Here is a 16423-nt window from a genome sequence, read left to right on the forward strand (position 1 = left end):
CTCTGGTCGCGGCGCCAGGAAGTGGCCGTGATTGCAAAAGTTTCCCGAGGCGAATTAGTTTTTTTCAACACCGAAGTCTTTGTCGTGAATCTGCAACACCATTGATATACAACAATGCTTTGTGCGCCAACGCACCGACCAGTTGAACCTGCAACCGTATTCTCTAGTCCAACAGCAGTGCATTTATCGCAAGAAAGCGCACCTGGAATTGTTGTCTACCTCTAGCAATAGCATGTCTGGCAGTTGTCGCATTGATGCAGTAGAGAAAATCTCTTATCAACGTTGGGAGTTACTTGTGAATAATCTAAAAAAAATCGCCGTCGCCGCCGCAGTACTGTGCTCCGCCCTCGGCGCACAGGCCCAGGAAATCAATCCCTCCTGGTACATTCAACCTAGCATCAACGCACTCAAGCCAGATTCCGACTTCGCCACGGATAAAACCGGCTATGGCGCGGGCTTGCGTTTCGGTAAACCCGTTTCGCCGGACTGGGATATCCAGCTGGGCACCACGTATGCCCGCTCCAAGGATGGCGGTCAGCGCTACCAGCAAAATACGCTGGGCGTAGACGGCCTGTACATGTTCTCGCGCAAAGCCTTCCGCCCCTTCCTGCTGGTCGGTGCCGGCATGCAGCGCGACAAGGACACCAGCTTCGCCTTCGGCGAACGCAGCAAGAGCTCGCCGTACGCCAGCGTGGGCCTGGGTTTCCAGTCCAGCATCACGGACCAGTTGTCCCTCCAGGCTGACGTACGCAATGTGCACGGCTTCCTGCGTGGCAACACCTTCGACCCGAGCAGCAAGTCCAACAACTACTACGTCACCGTGGGCCTGAACTACGCGTTCGACAAACCGCCTGCACCGCCGCCACCACCGCCACCGCCGCCAGTGCGTGAAGAAGTCGTCGTGGTCGTGCCGCCACCGCCACCACCACCGCCGCCACGCTTTGAAAAAGTGACGATGGCGGCAACGGAACTGTTCGCGTTCGACAGCGCCAAGCTGGGTCCGACACAGACCAAGCTCGACGAAATCGCCCGCGTGCTGAACGCAGCGCCGGACGTCAACAACGTCGTCATCAGCGGTTATGCCGACCGCATCGGCTCGCCCAAGTACAACCTGAAACTGTCGCAGCAGCGCGCTGATGCAGTCAAGGAATACCTGGTCGCTCACGGTGTCGCCGCCAACCGCCTGACGGCCGAAGGCAAGGGCTCCACCAATCCTGTCGTCACCTGCGATAACAAGAAGCGTGCCGACCTGATCAAGTGCCTGGAACCAAACCGCCGCGTTGAAGTGGAACAGATCACCATCGAACGCCGCGTGCAGTAAGCTCAACAGTGGTACGCCACTCGTGAATAGAAAAAGGGGCTCGCGCCCCTTTTTTGCATTGAAAGCCATCATGAATATTTCCCCCCGCTATCCCAGACTGGCCGGCCTGGCGCCGTTCAGCAAGCAGATGCGCAGCGTCATCGTCTGTTCCGTCACCGAATGGCTGGAACACCGCGCCTCGAGCAAGGGCGCCGCCCTCGCCTATTACACCCTGTTTTCCATCGCCCCCATCCTTGTGCTGGTGATCGCCATCGCGGGCTTTTTCTATGGCCCGGCCGCCGCGCGCGGCGAGCTGATGGGGCAATTGCAGGGCTTGCTGGGCACGCAGGGCGCCGAAGCCATCCAGCTGGTGCTGGCCGGCGCGAAGAATCATGAGCAGGGCCGCATCGCCACCCTCATCGCCAGCGCCCTGCTGCTGTTCGGCGCCACCAGCGTGTTTGCCGAACTGAAAGCCAGCCTGGATGAAATCTGGCAAGTGCCGCCGTTGAAGGAAGCGGGCGCCTGGGACATGCTGCGCACGCGCTTGCTGTCCTTCGGCCTGGTGCTGGTGCTGGCCTTCCTGCTGATGGTGTCGCTGGTGGTCAATGCGGCCATGGCCATCCTCGCCAATTTCTGGGAAGGCGTGTGGAAAGACACGGCCGTGCTGTTTACCATCCTGTCGAACCTGATCGGCTTTGCCGTCATCGCCAGCCTGTTTGCCGTCATCTATAAAATGCTGCCGCGCGTGCGCCTGTCCTGGCGCGACGTGGTGATCGGCGCCGTGGGCACGGCCTTCATGTTTTCCCTGGGGAAATATGCAATTGGCGTGTATATCGGCAATAGCGGCGTGGCCAGCAGCTATGGCGCGGCCGGTTCGCTCGTGGCCCTGCTGCTGTGGGTATATTACTCGGCGCAAATCTTCTTCCTGGGCGCCGAATTCACGCGCCAGTTCGCCCTGCAGCTGGGCAGCATGAAGGATATGCCGAAGACGGACGATGGCGACGTGCAAGTCAAGATATTGAAACGCCACCAATCCTGAGCCGGCTGCGGCAAGTCAAAACGGCGCCCGCGGGCGCCGTTTTTCTTGAGCTACCGCAAGCTATTCACCCAGCAGCTCGGCCACCACTTCCATGCCCTGCACGCGCTCGGCCACGACTTTCACGATGACGATGATGGGCACGCCCAGCAGCAAGCCCCAGACGCCCCACAGCCAGCCCCAGAACAGCAGGCTGATGAACACGGCCGTGGGATTCATGCGGGCGATGCGCCCCGTCATCCAGGTGGTGACAAAGGTGCCCACCAGGGTGGCAATCGCCATCGACGTGCCCGTCACCAGCAAGACCATTTCCAGCGATTCGAACTGCAAAAAGGCCACCAGGCCCGTGGCGATGGTGATGAGCAAGGGGCCGAAATACGGCATGATGTGCAGCAAGCCGGCCACGATGGCCCAGGCGCCCGCGTTTTCCAGGCCGATCACGCGCAGGGCGATCCACATCAGGACGGCCAACAAGCCATTCGTGACGAGCAGCATGAACATATAGTTCTGGATCGAGGTATTGATGTCTTCCAGGATGTGCACGGTGACTTTCTTGCGGCTCAGCGACGGCCCCGTCAGCTTGACGAGCTTGCGCTTGAAGGTATCGCCCGACAGCAGCAGGAAAAACACGAGGAAGATGACCATGGTGGCCTGGCTGAGGAAGCCCACCAGGCCCAGCGAGCCGGCCCAGACCCAGTCCATGATCTTGAAGTTGGGCGCCTCGGCCGCAGCGGCGCGGCGGTTGTTGCGGCGCGCTTCGGCGCCGGCGGCCACTTGCTCGATTTCATTGGCCACGGCCTGCATCTTCTGGAAGGTGCTGTTCTTGCCGCCCGTATTGGCGGCGATCAGGCGCGACAGTTTATGCGTGGCGGCCGGCAATTCTTCCACGATGGATTCGAATTCGCCCTGCACGCGCTCGACGACGACGATGGAGCCGAACAGGATCAGGGCCGTCACGGCAGTGGCGGCGATGGCGCGCGGCAGGCGCAGCTTTTCCAGCCAGGCAACGACGGGATTGAGGGTGTAGGCAATGAAAATGCCGAAGATGACGGGAATGAGGAATTTCTGTGCCCACTGCAGCGCATAAATGAAGCTGACGGTGGCGATGATGCCCAGCGCCATGCCGCGCGCATTGACATGCAGCGGCAAACGCAGGGATGCGTCCGGATTCTCCACGGGCGCGCCGGGAAGTGGCCCGGCAGGCTCGGTGGAGGCGGCCGCCACCGGCTCGGGCGGGGTATCTGTAGGCTGGATATGCATGCGATTCCCGCGACGGTCGGTGGTGGGCCGCAGGGCCAGCCGTGAGGCGGGCCGCTGCGGCAGGTCAGGCCATTACTTGACGCGGATGTCGTTTTTCACCGACTTCACGCCCTTGACGCCACGGGCGACTTCGCCTGCTTTGGCGGCATCCGACGGCTGGGCCACGAAGCCGCTCAGCTGAACCACGCCCTTGAAGGTTTCAACGTTGATTTCCGTCGATTTCAGGGTAGGCTCGTTGAAGATGCTGGCTTTCACCTTGGTGGTGATGGCCGCGTCGTCGATGTACTCGCCCGTGCCTTCCTTGGTTGGGGTCGAAGCGCAGCCTGCAACGGCGAACAGGGAAGCGACGAAAAGGCCAGTAGCGATAGATTTAGTGAATTTCATGGTGGTTTCCTTAGGAGTGGTCAATCAATGTGCTCACAATGAGCTTCTTATACCAGTCTGGTGACTGCGCGCCGGAGGGAGCTCAGTAACCGAACTGGGTTTTTGCAGCCTTGATACAGTCATCCTTGGCTGCGCCGGCTAATGCATCGCATTTTTCTGTCGCGACCTTGTACTCGGCTTTTCTTTTTGCTTCGCGCGCATCGCTGCGCGCTTCGATCACTTTCTTGTCCGCCTTGGCGTCGGCCAGGGCCGCCACCTTGGTGGACTTGGCCAGCTTGACGCAGACATCCTTGTCGTTGCCCGTCAGCGCATTGCAGCGCGCCAGGTCGACGTCGTAGTTGGCATCGGCAATCTTGATGCGCGCCTTGGTGTAGGCACGCAGGGTATTCGTGTATTGCGCCTGGGCCACGGCTTCATCATAAGCACGCACGGCCTTCGCTTCGGCGATGCAGACATCCTTCGGGTTGCCCGTGATTTTTTCGCATTCGGCATGCGCCAGCTTGTAATTGAGGCCCGCCTGCTCGTTGGCCGCCTTGTAAGCTGCTTTCGCTTCCGGCGTGGCAGCCGCTGCCTGGCCGCCCCAGGCGGCGCACGCCAGGCTGACGACGATGGCGGTGAAAAGCTTATTCTTGTTCATGTATTTCTCCCTGGTGGTAGCAAGCATGTCTGCTTGGCATGACTACCGTTTTACGTGGATCGCCGCCTCTCTTCTGTACGCTGCCGTACACAAGTAATTTATTTTGAAAGCGGGAGGCAGACAGGGAGAAATAACAACGTTTTGCGGGATCGCCGTGGCAAAAAATACCATTTCGACATGAAATAAGTACGTGCGGCAGCGTACAGACCGGGGACGGGGGCATGACTAAGATGGCACTACACCCTCACCTCGTCAGGAGAATAAAATGAAAACCAACGCCACCATGGCTGCACTGATGCTCGCCGCCACCGCCGTACTGAGCGGTTGCGCCACCGGCCCTTCTTACCAGTCACAACAACCATACTATCCAGCCAACCAGCCTGAGTCCGCCATGTACGGCACCGTCGATTCCATCCAGCTTGTGCAGGGCGGCGGACAAACCAGCGGCGCCGGCGCCGTCGTGGGCGGCATCGCGGGCGCCCTGCTGGGCAACACCATCGGCTCGGGCGGCGGACGCACGGCCGCCACCGTGGCGGGCGCCGTCGCCGGCGGCGTCGTGGGCAACCAGGTGGAAGGCCGCAGGCAGCAAGCGCAGGGCTACCAGATCAGCGTGCGCCTCGATAACGGCGAATACCGCACCGTGGTGCAGGACAACGCGAATGACTTGCGCCCCGGCAATCGCGTGCGCATCGTTGACGGCCGCGTCTACCGCTATTAATCCGCTGGCCAGGCTTGCCCGCAAGCCTGCGCCGGACCATGCACCAACTAGGAGATACCATGGGCACCATCATTCTGATCATCTTGATCCTGGCCCTGGTCGGCGTCCTGCCTACCTGGCCGCACAGCCGCAACTGGGGTTACGGCCCCAGCGGCATCGCCGGCCTCGTCGTAGTGATACTGATCCTGCTATTACTGACGGGCAGGTTGTAAAAAAAGGCGCTACGGCGCCTTTTTTATTTCAAGGAGGAAATATCATGACTATCCACAACACACTGTTGGCCACCCTGTTCGCCTGCAGCCTGGCGCCGCTGGCACTGGCCCAGACGGCCGCGCCGCAGCCGGGCGACCCGCAACGCTGGTACCAGGAAGACAGCACGGCGCAAGCCCAGCTGCGCACCCTGCGCAAGGAAATCGCCGCCGCCCTGGCCGAAGCCAAGAAAGCCTGCCGTTCGGAACCGTCCGCCGCGCGCGCCACCTGCCTGAAGGAGGCGCAAGACACTTACCGGCAAGACATGGCGAACGCGGAAAAACTGCGCGAAGCAGCCCATCCGCAATAGTGAAGCGTACTCTTGCGACTCGGCCTGATCAGGCGGCGTCGCGCTCGTAAGGGGGCAGTTCGTGCACCACGAGCGGCGTGTCTTCCGTGACATAGGCGAGCCAGCCGGCCGCCTTGATCGCGCGCAAGCCATCCTGGTAGCCCTGCTCCCAGCGCCACTCGATGGAGCCCTTGGAAAAATTGATGTCCTTGGCCGCCATGTGCCAGTCGCGTCCTGCGTACGGCAGGCGCACGATGTGCATGGTGCTGTCGCAGCCGAGCGCGACCAGCTCTTCCGTCTGCTGGCGGTTGTGCTTGGTATCGGGCAGCCCGGCGTACAGTTCGCGCAATTTGCGCTGCAAGGTATGCGTATTGACATAATCGGCGATATGCCGCTTCGAGCGCGACGCGAAGGTGACATCCTTTTGCCGCGTCTGTACTTCATCGAGGGTGGTCGGTTCCGGTCCTTCCGAGCTCCACAGGTCAACCATGAAGACGAGGGTGTCGACGTGGGGGGTATCGTCGAGCACGGTCTCCAGCGGCGTGTTCGAATACAGGCCGCCATCCCAATACAGATCGCCATCGACGCGCACGCCGGCAAAGCCGGGCGGCAAGGCGCCGCTGGCGCGGATATGATCCGCCGTCAGGGGTTGCTGCTGGCTGTCGAAACTGGTGAGGCTGCCGCATTTGACGCGCAGGGCGTTGACCGTCAGGCGCATGCCGCCAGGCTGGTTCAGGTAATCGAAATCGACCAGATCCTCGAGGGTGCCGGCCAGTTCGCTGGTGTCATAGAAGCTGGCCTCTTCCGGCTTGACGGCGATTCCTGCCGGAAACATGCTGAACGAACGCGGCTTGAAGAAGCCGGGCACGCCCCGCAACACCGTATCGAGCGTGGCCAGCCAGATGTTCGAGCGGCGCTGCTGGTCCGATACCAGGTTCATGTCGATGCTGTCGCGGTGCGCCACGCGCTGCCAGAACTGTTTCAAGCGCACGAGCCGGTCTTCGTGCTTGTTGCCGGCAAGAATGGCGGCATTGATGGCGCCGATCGAAGTGCCCACCACCCAGTCGGGCGCCAGGCCATGTTCGTGCAGCGCGTGGTAGACGCCAGCCTGGTAGGCGCCCAGTGCGCCGCCGCCTTGCAGCACCAGCACGATGCGCAGGCGCGAGGGATTTAACTGATTGATCGGTGTCTTTGAATTCGTCATCGAGATGGCCCTCTGTCCGCCGCGCGGGTGCGGCGTGAATCATTGTAAGGGATTGCGCCTGCACGTGCCGGACGTTGGGTACGGGCAAAAAAAAAACGCCGTCGATGACGGCGTTCCTGTGCAACACGGCTGGCGTTCAGCGCTTGCGGCGCAGCCAGCTGGCGGCAACGGCGGCCACGGCCACGAGGACCAGGGCCGGCTTCACCAGCTTCTTGCGTCCGATAAAGGACAGCGCCGTCAGCACGTAAGGCATGGCGCCTTGCAAACGCATGCCGCCCGGCGCCAGCAGGGACTCGACGCGGTGGCCGGCAAAGCCGACGGCCGTTTCGACCACGCCCTGCAGCATCGATTCGGGACGCAATGCGTAGCCCACGTTGGCGCGCGCATGCACGATGCCCACGCGGTACATTTCACCCTGGGCGATCAGCAGGCGCTTGCGGGCGGCTTGCGCCGCCAGTTTGTCGTTTTCCGACATGAATTCTCCTCGTAAGGCCGCTTACATCAGCATGTCGCGGTCGGCCTTCAATTCCGCCATGGTGGCCGGCATGGACAGCTTTCCTTGACGCAACATGGCGCGCGCATACATGACCAGGGCGATCGCCAGCAGTACGAACACGACCGTCATGATCGCCAGGATCTTCCAGCCCAGGCTATCCCAGGCCAGGAAGACGATCAGCACGCTGCCGTAAGCGATGGCAAACAAGCCCGCCACGGTCGCCAACGCGAAAATGACAATCAGCTGCAGCATGTGATTGCGTACTTCCGACAGTTCGATGGTGGCCAGCTCCAGCCGCGACAACATCAGTCCGACGGCGTTTTTGGCCAGGCCGGCGACCGAGCCGATCAATCCCGGCCCCTGGTGAGACGAAGCAGACTTGTCCATATCGCTCCTGACAGTGGATTACTTGCGGCCCAGGATGAAGCCAACCAGCACACCGACGCCAGCGGCGACGGCCACGGTCCGCCATGGGTTTTCCTTGACATAACCGTCTGCCTGGGCAGCCATCTGCTTGGTGGCAACGATGGCCGACGCTTGCGCTTCATGCGCTTTGGCCAGCGCAGCATCCAGGGTTTTCATGCCCTTGACGCGCACTTCATCGGCTTTTTCGCCGGTCAGGGCGGCAGCGGCGCTGAACAGGGCCTGGGCGTCCTTGACCAGGGTTTTGACATCGTTATTGACGGTGGTGATATTGTTTTCCAACATGGTTTAGCTCCTTAGCTGTGGATGAATGTAGTTACTATACCTACTTTACTCAAAAACACTATTCCATTAGATCGCGCATATCATCGGCGTGCTCTTCCTCGACAGCCATGATTTTGATCAACAAATGGCGTGTGGTCGGGTCTTTGTCGCCGATTTTCACGATCATCTGGCGATACGACTCGATCGCCACCCGTTCCGCGATCAGATTGGCACGCACCATGCTTTGCACGTCTTCGGAGTCATCATACTCGGCATGGCTACGCGCAAGCAATGTTGCAGGATTAAAATCTGGCTTGCCATTCAATTGCACGATGCGCTCGGCCAGCCAGTCGGCGTGTTCCTGCTCCTGCTGCGCATGTTCCAGGAACTCGGCCTTGATGGTGCCGTTGTCGCGTCCGCTCACCGTGTAGTAATGGCGTTTATAGCGCGCAATACACACCAGTTCGGTGGCCAGCGCCCCATTCAACAGGGTGATCAACTCCTGGCGGTCGCCCTGATAGCCGGCCGTCACGGCGCCATCGTCCAGGTTTTTCGCGGCGGCGCGGATGGCGGCCGTATCGATGCCAGCTGGAATCTCAACAGATGTTTGGGTCATGATGTTTCCTTTCAAGTCTTGCATGGGTATCCACCGGCCAAGGTTCAGCCGGTGCTGCCTACTAACAAATCAAACACCTGGCAAAACCGTAGCGAGCGGCAGTGAATTGTGGCCGAGAAGCGGAGCTGTGCTATAGCACAGTGAGCATCGGAGGCCGCAAGTCGCGACGCGCAGCAGGTTTGGCCTGGTGTTTTAGCGGCGGGCGGGAATGGCCGTGTTGTCCTCAGACAGGACAATTTCCACCCGGCGATTCAGCTGGCGGTTCGCCGCCGTATCGTTGCCGGCGGCCGGGTAAGCGGCGCCATAGCCTTTCGTGGCGATGCGGTCGCGGCTGATGCCTTGCTCCAGCAGCGCATTGCGCACGGACTCGGCGCGGCGTTGCGACAATTCCAGGTTGTGCGCGGAACCGCCCGTGCTATCCGTAAAGCCTTCGATCAGCACGGTGCGTTGCGGGTTGTTTTTCAGCACGTCGGCCAGCTTGCGCGCCGTATTCGCGCCATCGGCCGTCAAGTTCGCCTTGTCCGTGCCAAACAGCACGTCGCCCAGGGTGATGACCATGCCCCGTTCCGTTTTCTTGGCTGCCAGGTCGGCCAGCTGCGCTTCCAGACCGGCGGCGCGGGCTTGCGCATCGCGGGCCGACGCTTCAGCCGCTTGTGCCTGGGCCTTGGCCGCTTCCGCATCCGCTTGCGCCGACTGGGCGCGGGCCGTGGCCTGGTCAGCCTGCTGCGTGCGCGCATCGAGGCGCAACTGGTCGCGCTGCTTGCCGGCGTTGGCGATATCGGCTTCCGCTGCCTTTTGCTTGGCAACTTCTTGCGCCGTGGCTATCTTTTGCTTGGCCAGGTAGGCCAGCTTGTCGACTTTTTCGCTGTCTTCCTGGCGCGTGGCGGCCGCGTTCGCCGCTTCCAGGGCCGCGCTCGCTTCGCGGAATTCGCGTGGCGCATAGGTCGACACGATCGGATTCGATTGCGCCGCCATGTAGTCGCCGCGCGTCTGGTCGAGCAGGCTGGTGGTGGTCGGTGCGGAGCTGCAGGCGGCAACCAGGGCGGCCATGGCCAGCAGGCCGGGAATGGTGGTGTAGGTAGCTTTTTTCATGATGGGTTCCTGTTATTGTTGTTGCTTATTGTTTTGGGGCTTGCTGATTGGCGCGGTCGAGCTCTTCGCGCATGACGCGGATGTTCTCGTTGATTTCATCGGCGGCCGATGTCGCCTTGGCCGAGTTGGCCTTGCTTTGCGCCAGCTTGGCGTCCGCTTGCGCCTGGTCGGCCAGGTCGCGCGCCGTCTTGTAGTCGCGGTCTTTCAAGGCCTGGTTAGCCATGCGCATTTTTTCGCGGGCCGAACGCATTTCATCGGGAGCCAGGTCGGCGGCGCCGGCGCTGGCGGCGTTATCGACGGCGGCGCGCGACACGGCGACATCGGCCGTGGCGGGCGTTTTCAGGCTGGAACAGCCCGTCATCAGGACGACGGCGGTGATACAGGCAGCCAAGGCGGTCAAGGGGGTTTTGATGGAATCTCGGTTTGTCATTTTTCTTCTCCTGGAGAGTGAGGTAACGATATAAGTCATACATGGAACGAATCAGGAACTGCGTTTGATGTATGACGTTATAGGCCCCGCATCCCCGCATATCCGTTCGGTGCCGCACATAGGGTAGGAAATCGACAATACTTGCATGGGCAACGTGCGCCAGCGCACGTGTCCGCCAGCAAAACCTGAAACAGGCCCGGCTTTGGAGCGATTCCTGTAGCATCGTGACTACTTGTCCAGAAAGAATCAGCTCATGCCGCTCTCCCGCCGTCAAAAAATCGCCCTCGCCAGTACCGCCGTGCTGATCGCCCTGCCCGTCACGGCCGCCGTCGTCCTGCTGAACATGGATTGGAACCGCGCCAAGCCCTGGCTCAATGCGCGCGCCAGCGACGCGCTCGGGCGGCCGTTCGCCATCGAGGGCGACCTGGCGCTGACGTGGCAGCAGCCAGCCACCACGGGGCAAAAAACCTGGCGCGACTATCTGCCCTGGCCGCACCTGCAGGCAAAGGACGTGCGCCTGGGCAACCCGAGCGCCATGGCGGACACGGGTGAGAAGGCGCAACTGGCCACCGTGAGCCAGCTGGCGTTCTCGCTCAATCCGCTGGCCCTGCTGGACAAGAAAATCATCATCCCGCAATTGCGCTTTGACATGCCGCAAGTGCGCTTGCTGCGCAGCAAGGACGGCAAGAACAACTGGACCTTCGACAAGCAGGACCAGCCATCGCCATGGCAGCTGGAATTGCAAAGCGTGGTCTTCAGCAAGGGCACCGTGACCTTGGACGATGGCGTCAGCAAGACGGCGATGCGCGCCGATGTCGACACCATCGCGGACGATGCGCGCTACGGCATCGCGTGGACACTGTCCGGCACCTACCGCGGCGAAACCGTCAAGGGCGGCGGCAAGGCGGGCGGCGTGCTGTCGCTGCAGCGGCAAGGCACGCCTTTCCCCATCCAGGCCGACATGCGCGCCAGCGGCAGCAGCGTGGCCATCGAAGGCACACTGACCCGCCCGACGGACTTGGCCGCGCTCGACGTGCGCCTGAAGCTATCCGGACCCAGCATGGCGCGCCTGTATCCGTTGACGGGCGTGCTGCTGCCGGAAACGCCGCACTTCAGCACGGAAGGCCATTTGACGGGCACCCTGGCGCCGCGCGGCGGCGAATGGGTGTACGACCAGTTCAGCGGCAAGGTGGGATCGAGCGACATCAGCGGCAAGCTGGCCTTTTCCGCCAGCACGCCGCGCAAGCGCCTGACGGGTGAAGTCCACTCGCGCCTGCTGCAATTTTCCGACCTGGGTCCGCTGGTGGGCGCCGATTCTAGCGCCAGCAAGAAGGAACGGGGCGTGCCATCGACGCAGCCGGCCGGCCGGGTCTTGCCGGTGGAAACCTTCAAGACGGAGCGCTGGACCAGCCTGGACGCCGACGTGCGCTACACGGCCGAGAAGATCACGCGCGATGCCGAGTTGCCGATCAGCAAGCTCGACACGCATGTCGTGCTGACGGATGGCGTGCTGTCCTTGACGCCGCTCAACTTCAACGTGGCGGGCGGCACCCTGACGTCGCAGATCAAGCTCGACGGCAGCGGCAAGGTCATCGCCAACGGCATCGCGGCCGAACTCAAGGCCAGCGCCCGCCATCTGCACATCCAGCAACTGTTCCCCCGCCTGCCGGCCCTGCAAGCGAGCGTGGGCGAAATCAATGGCGATGCGTCGCTGTCGGCCACGGGCAATTCCGTCGCCACCCTGCTGGGCAGCTCGAACGGCGAAGTGCGCGCGCTGATCAACCGGGGTAGCATCAGCAAGCTGCTGCTGGAAGAAATGGGCTTGAATATCGGCAGTATCGTGCTGGCCAAGCTGGCAGGCGACAAGCAGGTCAAGCTGAACTGCATGGCGGCCGACTTCGCCGTCAGCAAGGGGCTGATGCGCACGCGCCAGTTCATCGTCGACACGGATGACGCCATCCTGCATATCGATGGCACGGTGAACCTGGCCGATGAACGGCTGGACCTCACCCTGCGGCCGGACAGCAAGGGCTTACGCATCTTTTCGCTGCGCTCGCCCCTGTATGTGCATGGCACTTTCAGCAAGCCCGACGTGAGCGTCGACAAGGGCGTGCTGGCCCTGCGCGCTGGCGGCGCCCTGGCGCTGGCCGTGGTGGCGCCCGTGGCGGCGCTGCTGCCGCTGGTCAACACCGGCCCCGTCGAGGATAGCGAATGCGCGGCCTTGCTGGCCCAGGCGCGCGTGAAACCGGTGGCGCCCAAGCCGGGCAAGCCCGTGCGCAAGGCCCGTTAAGCGCGGCGTGTGTGCTTTTACAATTGTTACACCCCTATGTGCGTTGCCGAACAGACCCTGCCTTGCCGCAAATCTATTCTGTGATCGTGCCTGAAACACCCAAGACGTGGCGATACGAAATCCCACCGGCCCATACCATGCCGGCGCCACGAGGTCCGAATTCATAGGAGAACTATCATGCAAATCATTAAAAAAATCGCCGCCACCACTTCCGTTGCCGCCCTGCTGCTGAGCCTGACGGCTTGCGCCAACATGTCCGGCCAGGATAAGAACACGGCCATCGGCGCCGGCATCGGCGCCGTTGCCGGCTCCGTGCTGACGGGCGGCAGCGCTGTCGGCGCAGTCGGCGGCGCCGCCGTCGGCGGCGTGATCGGCAACCAGGTCAAGCCGAAGTAATCGTTGATCAAAAAAGCGGGGTGGGTGCCCAGGCGCCCGCCCCGCTTTTTTGCGTCCGGCTTCCGTTGATGAAATTGAAAAGTTGCCCTAAGGAAATTAGACGAAGACGTTGGCCATGCCGATGGCGCCGCTATCCTTGACCAGCTCGTAGCAGCGGCAGGAAACGGCTTCCAGGCCCGCCGAATCGAGGATCTCGATATTGCCGCGGCTGTAGGTGATGAGTTTTTGCTGTTGCAGCGCGCTGGCCGCCTTGGTCACGCCGACCCGCCGCACGCCCAGGGTGTGGGCAAGAAATTCATGCGTGAGGTGAAATTTTTCCGACTGCAGGCGGTCGCGCGTGATCAGCAGCGAACGGGCCAGGCGCGCCTCGAGCACGTGGAAGCGGCTGCACACGGCAATCTGGATGGCTTGCGCCAGCAAGGTGTCCGTGTAGCGGTACAGCAAACGCTGCAGGGATTCGAGCTGGGCGAACTCGGCGCAGAACTCCGCGCGCGCGATGCGGCTGGCCGTACCGGAACGTTGCACCACGGCACGTACTTGCGCCAGATCATGACCGAGCGCGACGGACGCGCCCAGCACGCCTTCGCGACCGACGGAGCCCACTTCCAGGGTCATCCGCCCTTCCGCCACGGCCAGCAGCGAGATCAGGCAATCGCCGGGGAAATAGATGTGGCCGATAGGCTGGCCCGGTTCGTACAGCACCTCGCCCACCTCGACCGTGACGGTATCGAACAGCGCCGTCAGGTGCCGCAAGTCGTGCTCGGGCAGGCTGGCCAGCAAGCGGTTGCCGGCGTCTGGCGCACCCACGGGCGAACCCAGGCCGGATCGGCCTGCATCGCGGGGCAGGGTCATGCTGGCAGTCGTTGGTGGCATTGCTTTTCCTCGGCGTCGTTACAACTCGACATAATTTTTACCTAGCCTACGGTGCAGTACCGGCCCTGTATGTACGGTGACGCACGGAAGCGAAGCAAGCGGCACAGCACACTGGCAACAGACGCACATAACACGCAGAACACGCACTACCCTTTTTACTATTTTAAAAAAACCAAGGAGCCTTCCATGACTACCACCACCAAATCCCTCCATCCGCTGGTGCTTGCCGCCGCCGTCGCCGTCCTGCTGTTTTGCGGCGTGGGCACGGCTGCCCTGATGGGCTGGTTGCCCTCCTCCCAGGGCGATACCCAGCCGCTGGCGGCCAGCACCTCGGCCGAGCAGATGGCCAACCTGCAGGCGAACCAGCCGCCAGCGAACCTGCAGCCTGCCGGCGCCTTGCCGCTGGCCGCCCTGCCACCGCAGCAGCAGCAGCAGCAGCAGCAGCAGCAGCAGCAGCAGCAGCCACAGCAGCAACCCGTGCGCCAGCCGCAGCCGCAGCCGCAATACGCGGCCGCCCCGGCGCCGCAGGTGTGCGCCAATTGCGGCGTGATCGAAGCCATCCATGAAGTCAATACGCGCGCCGAAGGCAGCGGCGTGGGTGCGGCCGGCGGCGCCGTCGTCGGCGGCTTGCTGGGCAACCAGGTGGGCGGCGGCCACGGCAGGCAATTGGCCACCGTGCTGGGCGCCGTTGGCGGCGCCGTGGCCGGCAACCAGATCGAAGGCAGCGTGCGCGCCACGCGCAGCTACAACATCGTCGTGCGCCTCGATAACGGCAAGACGCGCACCGTGCACCAGAGCGCCGCGCCGAACTGGCGCCAGGGCGACCGCGTGCGCGTCGTCAACGGCGGCTTGCGCGCCATGGGCTAAGCGAACCGCGGCGGCGCCGCTGCCGCGATTAGTTGCAAATTAAACACACGCCCGGCTAGTCCGGGCGTTTTCTTTTTGGCAATGTTCGCTGGCGTACAGATGAGCTTGCCGTCCTGCGAGATGATGCATTCAGGAAAGTTCAACGGAATTTCAAAGGAGACGCCATGGAAGACGACAAGACAGGCAGCAACAGGATCTGGCTGGGCTTTATTGGCGGCGGCTTGCTGGCCACCGCGCTGGGCTTTTGCGCGCTGGACCTGGCGCCGCCGGCGGGCAGCCCCGTATTCGGCGTCATGCTGCTGCTCACGGGCGGCATGGTCAGCTGCCTGGCGGGCGCAGTCGGCATGGCCGGCATGCTGGCGTGGGTGCCGGGCATGGCCGACGAACACGCGGACCGCCCCCGATAGTTGAGCCTTGTGTACGACAGCGTACAGAACGCATGGGAAACAAAGTAGACACTTAGTCATGGCATCAGCGTTCAGCGACCCGGTCGCCGCGCAATGACAAGAACCGATGACGGCGCCACGCGCCAGCGCCTGCAAGGCCACGGCAGTCGCCGTCATCCACACATTACTCTCGGAGGACACATCATGCTGTATACAATCGCCGTCGTACTCATCATTCTTTGGCTGCTGGGCCTGGTAACTTCCTATACCATTGGCGGCTTCATCCACATCCTGCTGGTGGTCGCCGTGATCATGGTGCTGCTGCGCCTGATCAGCGGGCGCGGCTTATAGCCCAGGCCCTTGGCCGGGTCTGACAAGAGCGGCGCGCGTGCAAACGGGCGCCGCCTTTTGCCGTATTTTTCGTACGGTGTGCGCGCACTGGCAAGCGGCGTCGTTTTGCAGTAACGTGTACGGGTAGTCTTGGGTATGTCCCCATAACAAAACAAGGAGAAAATCCATGAAAGAAACATTCAAAAAAGGCCCTGGCGCCAAATCCCTGATCGGCATGCTGGTGATCGCATTGGCCGCCACCGGCTGCGCGGACATGTCCTCGACGCAACGTGGCACGGCCACGGGCGCCGGCATCGGCGCGGGCCTGGGCGCCTTGATCGGCGGCACCACCGGTGGCGGCAGCAGCGGCCGCACGGCCGGCGGCGCCCTGCTGGGTGCGGCAGCTGGCGCCGTGGTCGGCAATATCTGGTCGAACCGCATGGAAAACCAGAAGCGCGCGATGGAACAAGCGACACAGGGTACTGGTGTGCAAGTGTCGCAGACGGCCGATAACCGCCTGAAAATGGAAATTCCAAGCGACATTTCCTTCGACACCAACCGCGCCGACATCAAGGGCAACTTCCGCCCGATTCTCGACCGCTTTGCCGCCACCCTGAATGAAAACCCGAACACGACGGTCAGCATCATCGGCCATACGGACAGCACGGGCAGCGATTCCATCAATGAACCGCTGTCGGTGGAACGCGCGGCCCACACGCGCGACTACCTGTCCATGCGCGGCGTCTCGCCGACCCGCGTCGTCACGGAAGGCCGCGGCGCCCGCGAGCCGATCGCCTCGAATGCGGATGCCTCGGGACGCGCACGCAATCGCCGCGTGGAAATCTACGTAGCCGAGATGGCGCCACGGGGGTAACACCGAACC

The 16423-nt window shown here is 62.4% G+C and carries 22 protein-coding genes; 11 read left to right on the top strand and 11 right to left on the bottom strand.

Features of this window, described 5'->3' with window-relative positions:
* Positions 1 to 295: 295 nt before the first annotated feature.
* Complete coding sequence (locus O3298_RS19190) at positions 296 to 1321, top strand: OmpA family protein (protein WP_289899244.1); 1026 nt, start codon at positions 296 to 298, stop codon at positions 1319 to 1321.
* Positions 1322 to 1391: 70 nt separating this feature from the next.
* On the top strand, positions 1392 to 2339 hold the full coding sequence (locus O3298_RS19195; protein ID WP_099664884.1) for a YihY/virulence factor BrkB family protein: 948 nt from the start codon (positions 1392 to 1394) through the stop codon (positions 2337 to 2339).
* 60 nt (positions 2340 to 2399) lie between these two features.
* On the opposite strand, the gene O3298_RS19200 is transcribed toward O3298_RS19195, so the two are convergent.
* From O3298_RS19200 to O3298_RS19210, 3 genes are all read right to left on the bottom strand, one after another.
* On the bottom strand, positions 2400 to 3596 hold the full coding sequence (locus O3298_RS19200) for an AI-2E family transporter (protein WP_369811611.1): 1197 nt from the start codon (positions 3594 to 3596) through the stop codon (positions 2400 to 2402).
* A gap of 72 nt (positions 3597 to 3668) precedes the next feature.
* Entirely contained in the window at positions 3669 to 3980 is a 312-nt protein-coding gene (locus O3298_RS19205; RefSeq protein WP_046682432.1) for a BON domain-containing protein, read from the bottom strand.
* An 82-nt stretch (positions 3981 to 4062) separates the two neighbouring features.
* Positions 4063 to 4617: a hypothetical protein gene (locus O3298_RS19210; RefSeq protein ID WP_099664885.1), complete on the bottom strand. Its 555-nt coding sequence runs from the start codon at positions 4615 to 4617 to the stop codon at positions 4063 to 4065.
* Between the two features lie 265 nt (positions 4618 to 4882).
* On the opposite strand from O3298_RS19210, the gene O3298_RS19215 reads away from it, so the two are divergent.
* From O3298_RS19215 to O3298_RS19225, 3 genes are read left to right on the top strand one after another with little or no spacing between them, the layout of a single operon-like run.
* Positions 4883 to 5335, top strand: coding sequence for a glycine zipper 2TM domain-containing protein (locus O3298_RS19215; RefSeq protein ID WP_077401560.1), 453 nt, complete (start codon positions 4883 to 4885; stop codon positions 5333 to 5335).
* Positions 5336 to 5394: 59 nt separating this feature from the next.
* A complete protein-coding gene (locus O3298_RS19220; RefSeq protein WP_010396415.1) occupies positions 5395 to 5547 on the top strand; it encodes a DUF3309 family protein in 153 nt (50 codons plus the stop codon).
* 44 nt (positions 5548 to 5591) lie between these two features.
* Positions 5592 to 5894: a hypothetical protein gene (locus tag O3298_RS19225; protein WP_289899245.1), complete on the top strand. Its 303-nt coding sequence runs from the start codon at positions 5592 to 5594 to the stop codon at positions 5892 to 5894.
* Positions 5895 to 5922: 28 nt separating this feature from the next.
* On the opposite strand, the gene O3298_RS19230 is transcribed toward O3298_RS19225, so the two are convergent.
* The 7 genes from O3298_RS19230 to O3298_RS19260 form a co-directional block, all read right to left on the bottom strand.
* Positions 5923 to 7077: a patatin-like phospholipase family protein gene (locus tag O3298_RS19230; protein WP_251350777.1), complete on the bottom strand. Its 1155-nt coding sequence runs from the start codon at positions 7075 to 7077 to the stop codon at positions 5923 to 5925.
* Between the two features lie 136 nt (positions 7078 to 7213).
* On the bottom strand, positions 7214 to 7552 hold the full coding sequence (locus O3298_RS19235) for a hypothetical protein (RefSeq protein ID WP_035826249.1): 339 nt from the start codon (positions 7550 to 7552) through the stop codon (positions 7214 to 7216).
* A gap of 21 nt (positions 7553 to 7573) precedes the next feature.
* The gene (locus tag O3298_RS19240) at positions 7574 to 7960 is read right to left on the bottom strand and encodes a phage holin family protein (protein ID WP_034758936.1); all 387 of its coding nucleotides are present in this window, start codon (positions 7958 to 7960) and stop codon (positions 7574 to 7576) included.
* 18 nt (positions 7961 to 7978) lie between these two features.
* Positions 7979 to 8281 (bottom strand): YqjD family protein, encoded by a 303-nt coding sequence (locus O3298_RS19245; RefSeq protein ID WP_035826246.1) that lies wholly within the window; start codon positions 8279 to 8281, stop codon positions 7979 to 7981.
* A 58-nt stretch (positions 8282 to 8339) separates the two neighbouring features.
* Complete coding sequence (locus O3298_RS19250; RefSeq protein ID WP_070224913.1) at positions 8340 to 8876, bottom strand: ferritin-like domain-containing protein; 537 nt, start codon at positions 8874 to 8876, stop codon at positions 8340 to 8342.
* A 192-nt stretch (positions 8877 to 9068) separates the two neighbouring features.
* Positions 9069 to 9968 carry an OmpA family protein gene (locus O3298_RS19255; RefSeq protein WP_099664889.1) on the bottom strand — a complete coding sequence of 300 codons (900 nt, stop codon included), beginning with the start codon at positions 9966 to 9968 and terminating at the stop codon, positions 9069 to 9071.
* Positions 9969 to 9993: 25 nt separating this feature from the next.
* Positions 9994 to 10398, bottom strand: coding sequence for a DUF4398 domain-containing protein (locus O3298_RS19260; RefSeq protein ID WP_305060272.1), 405 nt, complete (start codon positions 10396 to 10398; stop codon positions 9994 to 9996).
* 253 nt (positions 10399 to 10651) lie between these two features.
* On the opposite strand from O3298_RS19260, the gene O3298_RS19265 reads away from it, so the two are divergent.
* Both O3298_RS19265 and O3298_RS19270 read left to right on the top strand, forming a co-directional pair.
* Complete coding sequence (locus O3298_RS19265; RefSeq protein ID WP_305060273.1) at positions 10652 to 12688, top strand: AsmA family protein; 2037 nt, start codon at positions 10652 to 10654, stop codon at positions 12686 to 12688.
* A 177-nt stretch (positions 12689 to 12865) separates the two neighbouring features.
* Positions 12866 to 13084, top strand: a complete 219-nt coding sequence (locus O3298_RS19270) for a glycine zipper 2TM domain-containing protein (protein ID WP_010396384.1) — start codon at positions 12866 to 12868, stop codon at positions 13082 to 13084.
* A 96-nt stretch (positions 13085 to 13180) separates the two neighbouring features.
* On the opposite strand, the gene O3298_RS19275 is transcribed toward O3298_RS19270, so the two are convergent.
* Complete coding sequence (locus O3298_RS19275; RefSeq protein ID WP_099664892.1) at positions 13181 to 13957, bottom strand: Crp/Fnr family transcriptional regulator; 777 nt, start codon at positions 13955 to 13957, stop codon at positions 13181 to 13183.
* A gap of 186 nt (positions 13958 to 14143) precedes the next feature.
* Between O3298_RS19275 and O3298_RS19280 the strand changes: the two genes are divergently transcribed.
* From O3298_RS19280 to O3298_RS19295, 4 genes are all read left to right on the top strand, one after another.
* Complete coding sequence (locus O3298_RS19280) at positions 14144 to 14824, top strand: glycine zipper 2TM domain-containing protein (protein ID WP_305060274.1); 681 nt, start codon at positions 14144 to 14146, stop codon at positions 14822 to 14824.
* Between the two features lie 164 nt (positions 14825 to 14988).
* Positions 14989 to 15231 carry a hypothetical protein gene (locus O3298_RS19285; RefSeq protein ID WP_099664894.1) on the top strand — a complete coding sequence of 81 codons (243 nt, stop codon included), beginning with the start codon at positions 14989 to 14991 and terminating at the stop codon, positions 15229 to 15231.
* Positions 15232 to 15414: 183 nt separating this feature from the next.
* Complete coding sequence (locus O3298_RS19290; RefSeq protein ID WP_010396376.1) at positions 15415 to 15561, top strand: lmo0937 family membrane protein; 147 nt, start codon at positions 15415 to 15417, stop codon at positions 15559 to 15561.
* Between the two features lie 214 nt (positions 15562 to 15775).
* A complete protein-coding gene (locus tag O3298_RS19295) occupies positions 15776 to 16414 on the top strand; it encodes an OmpA family protein (RefSeq protein ID WP_099668175.1) in 639 nt (212 codons plus the stop codon).
* The last annotated feature ends 9 nt before the right edge of the window (positions 16415 to 16423 follow it).

It is taken from the genome of Janthinobacterium sp. SUN137, assembly GCF_030587265.1.
Taxonomy (GTDB): domain Bacteria; phylum Pseudomonadota; class Gammaproteobacteria; order Burkholderiales; family Burkholderiaceae_D; genus Janthinobacterium; species Janthinobacterium kumbetense.